Raw genomic sequence first — 5,548 nt, 5'->3', positions numbered from 1 at the left:
GTATAGAGGGTAATAACTGTCGCCTTAGACACCGATTAAGACGAGCGGTTAGAAAGACTTGTTGCTTCTCAAAAAAGCTTGATAATCATTTTAAAGTGTTTGATTTGGTGTTCTTTTACATCAATTATGGCTACGTCTGATGCCAGCATACTTTTTAGAACACCACCTGAGTATTTACGAAGCAACAAGCAAGTTCTCAGTCAAGGCGTCCGTTACCGAACGCAGCTGCTCGTAACCGGTCTTCATTAAGAATGTTGGCGCTCTGCCATAGCTTTTCATACCCACAATGAACACGTTTTTATCGGGATGTGCCAACTCCTCGGCACCGTGTGCAGGTACAGAACCGCAACTGTGCTCGTTTGGGTCAATCAAAGGTGCTAGCTTAACAGGGCTGCCCGTCGCCGGATCAAGCGCAAGGCGTAACTCGGAAAGTAGTTGTAGATTGGGTCGAAAGCCAGTGGCAACGATGATTTCATCTATCGGTGGCAAAGCTTGTTCTTTACCCTGCACGACGAGGCCTTCGGGGGAGCGAATAATATTATTAATTCGAATACCTTGATGCAGCTCAATGGCACCATCGTCCAAGAGCTGGCGTACTTTTAAGACCAACTTGCCTCGCTGTTCCAGCTGATCGTTTTCTCCTCCCGCCAGCATACACCCTAAAGAAGTCCCTCTTACCGCCCAAAGCACACGGGTATCAGGCGCCGTATCTGCCAGCGTAACCAAGTCTTGCAGGGCATTGAAGGCAGAGTGCCCGCCACCGACCACCAAAACACGCCGGCCGCTATAGCGTTTACGCGCGCTACCTAATACATCGGGAATGCCGTAAGTGATATGCTCATGACTTTGCTGCTCACCCAAGGCCGGCACACCGTTGGCACCCATCCAGTTGGGGGTAGTGTAGGTTCCAGACGCATCAATCACCGAACTGGCCAATACATCACGCTCGCCATTGGGCCCGCTAACACGCAATAAAAATGGTGAGCCATTACGTCCTTGCGTTTTCATGACGTCGTGCTCCGCCTTACTTACTGCCAAGACGCGGCTATTTAAGTGTAGGCACGGCTTGATTTGCGGTAATTTAGACAATGGCTCCAAGTATTGATCCAGTAGCTCTTGCCCAGTAGGGTACACATCCGGTTGCGGCGCTGTCCAGCCATTAGCGGTCAATAACAGTGCCGCCTCTTTATCGATATTAAAGCTCCACGGAGAAAACATCCTAACATGGCGCCATTGGTTAATGCTCGATCCGGCTTTGGCACCTGCTTCCAGTACCATGGGGGTAAGCCCCCGACTTAGCAAATGAGCGGCGGCAGCAAGTCCAATAGGGCCCGCGCCAATAATTACTACGGGATGAGTGGTTTGATTCATGCAATACTCCTGATATCGATATAAATAAAAATAGCGTTGCTGCTAGTCTGTATCTGGTTCGAATAACTTATTAGCTCGCACACCGTACCGTTCCTCGGCAGCCCTTGCCAGTTGCCTTAATAATGTTAATGAAGCTTGGCGCAATTCAGGTGCGAGGGTTTCAATCATGGCGCGCTCCTCGGCTATCAAGTCAGCTCGAATAACTTGGTAGAGTTCCAGTCCTGATTCCGTTGACTGAACTCGAATAGCTCGACGATCATCCGCATCCTCAACGCGAACGACATAACCCTTACGCTCCAACGCATTAACAACCCGGCTGGTAGTACTCTTATCCAGATACATGTCTGCAGCGAGCGATTGCAGTCGTAGCGGTCCGCGCTTGACCAAGGTTTCTAACGCATAGCATTGAGCTACGGATACATCATAACTGCAGATATGGCCACGATCACGAAACTGGTAGACCCGAATGAGCTCATTTAAGGCTTCATAAAGGTCTTCAGCATCGCGGGTTAATGTATCAATAGGCATGGCTATTCCTTATGGTTGTTAGTAGCAACTATAAGGTAGTTTTCTACTGATGACAAGGTATTCCTCTAAGAAATACTCATATGTTGCTAACAGCACGATAAAGACACTTACTTTGAAAGTGAACCGCCCCGACTTTATCAGAGGCTGATTTAATAGAGTCGGACTGCAATGCCTGACAGGATTAAACTATCACAATACTGTTTTTCAACATCAAAGGGTAGTACATAGCCAATCGTGCTATGAAAACGGGTTTTATTGAACCTGAGAAGCGTTAAAAATTGATTAATTATCGATTTAACTTTGCAAGACGAGAACTGTGCTCGAAGTGATACCCATTTAAAGGTTGCCAGTTTAATGTCATTAACGCCAATCCAGCTCTCTTTGAAGTAATGAATTACTGTAGCCTTATATAGCCTATTTTGTAGTGGTAGCGATACTCAAAAGGCACCGATTCTCCTCCAAAGGATAGCGCCTATGTAGATAATGACTTTTGATCAAGTAGAGCATACAAGCAAGGTTAGCAAACAAGGTAAGTAGTGATATAATTCCCCGATAATCGATATTTTATTAAAGGGTTACCTTATGGCTCGTACAGCTAGCGCATTACACATTTTAGTAAAAGACAAAGAACTGGCTGATGACATTATTGCCAAGCTTAAAAAAGGCGCTCAGTTTGATGTGCTGGCTAAGAAACATTCGACCTGCCCATCAGGTAAAAAAGGTGGCAACTTAGGGGAGTTTAAAAAAGGCCAAATGGTATCAGCGTTTGATAAAGTCTGCTTCAATGGCGAACTTTTCACCCCACATTTGGTAAAAACTAAATTTGGCTGGCATGTGGTCAAAGTCCTTTACAGAACGTAAGAATTAGATTTGATAAGCACTAAAGCCAGGCAACCTAAGCTGCCTGGCTTTTCTGATCGTTAATATTTGTTTTTTCTTTATCTGTTCGCTAAAAGGCCACATATAATAAACCTAAAAAGGAGAGTTAAAACATCAGAAAATAATGAATGAAGAAAAACAGATAGGAATAATGAAGGAATTTAAAGCTGATTATCGTCAACTATCAAAGAACCTTATTAATTATGACTATTATAGTGGTTATTCATTATCGGTAATTAACCCTAAAGAAGAACATATAATCAACACTGCTAATAACGAAGCTAGCCATGCATCATCATCACTGATGAAATATGTCATGCATTTACTGCTAATTGTTGATTTGATTTTTGAGTTAAATAAAAAATAGTGGTAGTGTTCTAAAAAGTATGCTAGCGGGAAAACCTCATAAAAGATCCGTGTTTCTTTCTCTGGTTTTGCAAGGTTTACAAAGCATTAAAAATTGTTCAGATTTTAAGCAGCATACTTTTTGATACACCACCAGATATCTTTGTCTAAATCATCAATAGCCGCATTGCCATCAAGCATATAAAGCACTTTACTAGGAGTTTTTACAGAATTGTTAGAGAGTAGATGATCGGTTGTCTGCTCAGGAATAGCTAACCACACTTGATAATGGCGAGGTTTTGCATAGGCTTGCAGCATTTTTGACTGTAAATTGGTTACGCTAGAGGAGGGTAGTTCTGGTGCAGGTGCACTGAAAGTATGATATACGAAACGATACCCGGTATCTTTGGCATGCAATAAGCTCATATCTACTGTCTTGGTCAAGTCAGGTTTAGCATAGCTTGGTGACATTATTATTCCTGCCATAGTTATCGTTATAATTGCAAGGCTTCCCTGAAATCTTGACATACTTATCCTTTATTATATTTAATTTATTGAAAAAAGCCTTAGACATAGCGTTGCTTATATTGAAGCTGTAAGAGGATTAACAAATGCAGTTTATATCACTGATAATGATTGACAATCAGTTAAAATATAGTAATAATAATGCATATGATAATCGTTATCAATAATATTGCTTTCTAGTGGTTCTGTATTTCACAAAAATCCTTCTTATGAGATTAAATTATGTCACGTTCAACTCAGTCATGTTTCAGCAAAAACCTATTGTCTAAAGTTTCTATTTTATCTATTGCACTATTATCTTTAGGGGTTGCAGGCTGTCAAAATACGATGTCATCGTCTAGCGCAACGCCTGTATCTACCTCTAATGCTGTCACCACGGGTCTCATGAAAACTCAAAGTAACTATGCTGATACCCGTTATTTAACGATTGACGGCAAAGACTATCCCGTTTCTGAAAACTCTGCTCGAGTAGTCATCAATAAAGCGAAAAATGTACCAGAATTGGTCGCTGATATTTTTGATGGAAAAGGTAAAGTTGCAGTACCAGGCTATAAAGTGATGTTGATGGTTCGAACTAACTCAGTGGCTGCAGAAGGCAGAAAGCTAGATAATGGTAAAGTTATCGATAATCGCATGATCCATCGTGGCAGCAAAACTCTTGTTGGTATCCCTGTTGTCAATGGTCAAGCAAAACTTGATCAGGCACAATTATTAAATTTCGATATCATTTATGACGATTTATCAACAGTCGTTGCAGAGGGCGAAGTGGTCAAACCACGTGGTACCAAAATAACCAAAGCAAATATACCAGTTACCAATAAAAAAGTGGTCGTACACTCTTTGACCTTACCTAACATTGCTAGCGGTGAAAGTGCAGGTGGTGGTGTTAATTTCGAAGCCAGTGCAACAGTAGATGGTAAAGTCATAAAAACTGGCGCTAATAGTGCTTTTAATATCTTTTATACTGCGACTAGTGATAATGCTAGAGGATTCTAGTTGTTGAGTGCTAACTGGTAAGAACAGGCTCTGACTTCACTAGATGAAGCTAGAGTCGTTTCCGTTTAATCGTTATCTGTTTTTAAAACCACTAACAAACCCAATGGGTTATCTACTATGGCTTTAAGGAATTCTCACGTGGTTAATAATACCTCAAATCAATCCTCGCATTTCCGACTATCTCCGCTATGCTATTCTGTTTTATCGTTACTCTTTATGTCAGTACCAGCGACTGCTGCTGAATTACAAGATAATGCTGATTCAGAGCCTAGCACCACATTAGATACAATTGTCGTTACCGCAAACCCTTTATATGCCATTGATCCGAGTGAAGACAATGATTTATATAATGCCAATGTCGCGACGGTCGGCACCAAGATACCAGATTATCTAGAAAATATTCCACAGTCTATCAGTGTGATCACCCAAGCAAAGATTGATGACTTAAATCTTGATACCTTAGATCAAATTGCCAAACGCACGACAGGCTTACGAGTTCTGCAAAATGATGATGGGCGCTCGTCTATTTACTCTCGTGGTTATGAGTATGACCAATACAGTATCGATGGGCTCGCATCTCCCATGGCAAGTATCAATGGCACCTTGCCTAATTTAGCCGCATTCGACCGAGTGGAGGTCATGCGCGGACCTTCTGGTTTGTTTAATTCAGCGTCAGAGATGGGCGGTGTTGTGAACCTGGTTCGAAAGCGCGGTAAAGCCGATGGAGATCAAATTCTGGTGGTGTTCTAAAAAGTATGCTGGCATCAGACGTAGCCATAATTGATGTAAAAGAACACCAAATCAAACACTTTAAAATGATTATCAAGCTTTTTTGAGAAGCAACAAGTCTTTCTAACCGCTCGTCTTAATCGGTGTCTAAGGCGACAGTTATTACCCTCTATAC

9 protein-coding genes are annotated in these 5,548 nt (G+C 42.0%); 5 read left to right on the top strand and 4 right to left on the bottom strand.

Features of this window, described 5'->3' with window-relative positions:
* A partial coding sequence (locus EI161_RS13185) for an IS1 family transposase (protein ID WP_192528726.1) occupies nt 1-140 on the top strand: 140 nt, incomplete at its 5' end.
* A gap of 34 nt (nt 141-174) precedes the next feature.
* On the opposite strand, the gene EI161_RS13180 is transcribed toward EI161_RS13185, so the two are convergent.
* Nucleotides 175-1,371 carry an FAD-dependent oxidoreductase gene (locus EI161_RS13180; RefSeq protein ID WP_192529755.1) on the bottom strand — a complete coding sequence of 399 codons (1,197 nt, stop codon included), beginning with the start codon at nt 1,369-1,371 and terminating at the stop codon, nt 175-177.
* A 42-nt stretch (nt 1,372-1,413) separates the two neighbouring features.
* On the bottom strand, nt 1,414-1,899 hold the full coding sequence (locus EI161_RS13175) for a MarR family winged helix-turn-helix transcriptional regulator (RefSeq protein ID WP_192529754.1): 486 nt from the start codon (nt 1,897-1,899) through the stop codon (nt 1,414-1,416).
* A 582-nt stretch (nt 1,900-2,481) separates the two neighbouring features.
* On the opposite strand from EI161_RS13175, the gene ppiC reads away from it, so the two are divergent.
* Entirely contained in the window at nt 2,482-2,760 is a 279-nt protein-coding gene (ppiC, locus tag EI161_RS13170) for a peptidylprolyl isomerase PpiC (RefSeq protein ID WP_192529753.1), read from the top strand.
* A 142-nt stretch (nt 2,761-2,902) separates the two neighbouring features.
* Entirely contained in the window at nt 2,903-3,145 is a 243-nt protein-coding gene (locus EI161_RS13165; protein WP_192529752.1) for a hypothetical protein, read from the top strand.
* A gap of 104 nt (nt 3,146-3,249) precedes the next feature.
* On the opposite strand, the gene EI161_RS13160 is transcribed toward EI161_RS13165, so the two are convergent.
* Nucleotides 3,250-3,609 (bottom strand): hypothetical protein, encoded by a 360-nt coding sequence (locus tag EI161_RS13160; protein ID WP_192529751.1) that lies wholly within the window; start codon nt 3,607-3,609, stop codon nt 3,250-3,252.
* A 261-nt stretch (nt 3,610-3,870) separates the two neighbouring features.
* Here EI161_RS13160 and EI161_RS13155 point away from each other — a divergent pair, with 261 nt between their 5' ends.
* Together EI161_RS13155 and EI161_RS13150 are read left to right on the top strand one after the other, a co-directional pair.
* Nucleotides 3,871-4,644, top strand: coding sequence for a hypothetical protein (locus EI161_RS13155; protein WP_192523514.1), 774 nt, complete (start codon nt 3,871-3,873; stop codon nt 4,642-4,644).
* A gap of 138 nt (nt 4,645-4,782) precedes the next feature.
* Nucleotides 4,783-5,394, top strand: a complete 612-nt coding sequence (locus EI161_RS13150) for a TonB-dependent receptor plug domain-containing protein (RefSeq protein WP_318779372.1) — start codon at nt 4,783-4,785, stop codon at nt 5,392-5,394.
* A 14-nt stretch (nt 5,395-5,408) separates the two neighbouring features.
* On the opposite strand, the gene EI161_RS13145 is transcribed toward EI161_RS13150, so the two are convergent.
* The coding region (locus EI161_RS13145; protein WP_192528726.1) for an IS1 family transposase at nt 5,409-5,548 on the bottom strand (140 nt) is incomplete at its 5' end.

The organism is Psychrobacter sp. FME5 (genome assembly GCF_014861375.1).
Classification (GTDB): Bacteria; Pseudomonadota; Gammaproteobacteria; order Pseudomonadales; family Moraxellaceae; genus Psychrobacter.
The sequence above is the reverse complement of the archived record's forward strand: the minus strand, read 5'-3'. Positions and strand labels throughout refer to the sequence as shown.

Coding starts and splice junctions, on each gene's coding strand:
- EI161_RS13160 (WP_192529751.1), bottom strand. CDS start 3,609: ATGGCAGGAATAATAATGTCACCAAGCTATGCTAAACCTGACTTGACC.
- EI161_RS13165 (WP_192529752.1), top strand. CDS start 2,903: ATGAATGAAGAAAAACAGATAGGAATAATGAAGGAATTTAAAGCTGAT.
- EI161_RS13175 (WP_192529754.1), bottom strand. CDS start 1,899: ATGCCTATTGATACATTAACCCGCGATGCTGAAGACCTTTATGAAGCC.
- EI161_RS13155 (WP_192523514.1), top strand. CDS start 3,871: ATGTCACGTTCAACTCAGTCATGTTTCAGCAAAAACCTATTGTCTAAA.
- EI161_RS13180 (WP_192529755.1), bottom strand. CDS start 1,371: ATGAATCAAACCACTCATCCCGTAGTAATTATTGGCGCGGGCCCTATT.
- ppiC (WP_192529753.1), top strand. CDS start 2,482: ATGGCTCGTACAGCTAGCGCATTACACATTTTAGTAAAAGACAAAGAA.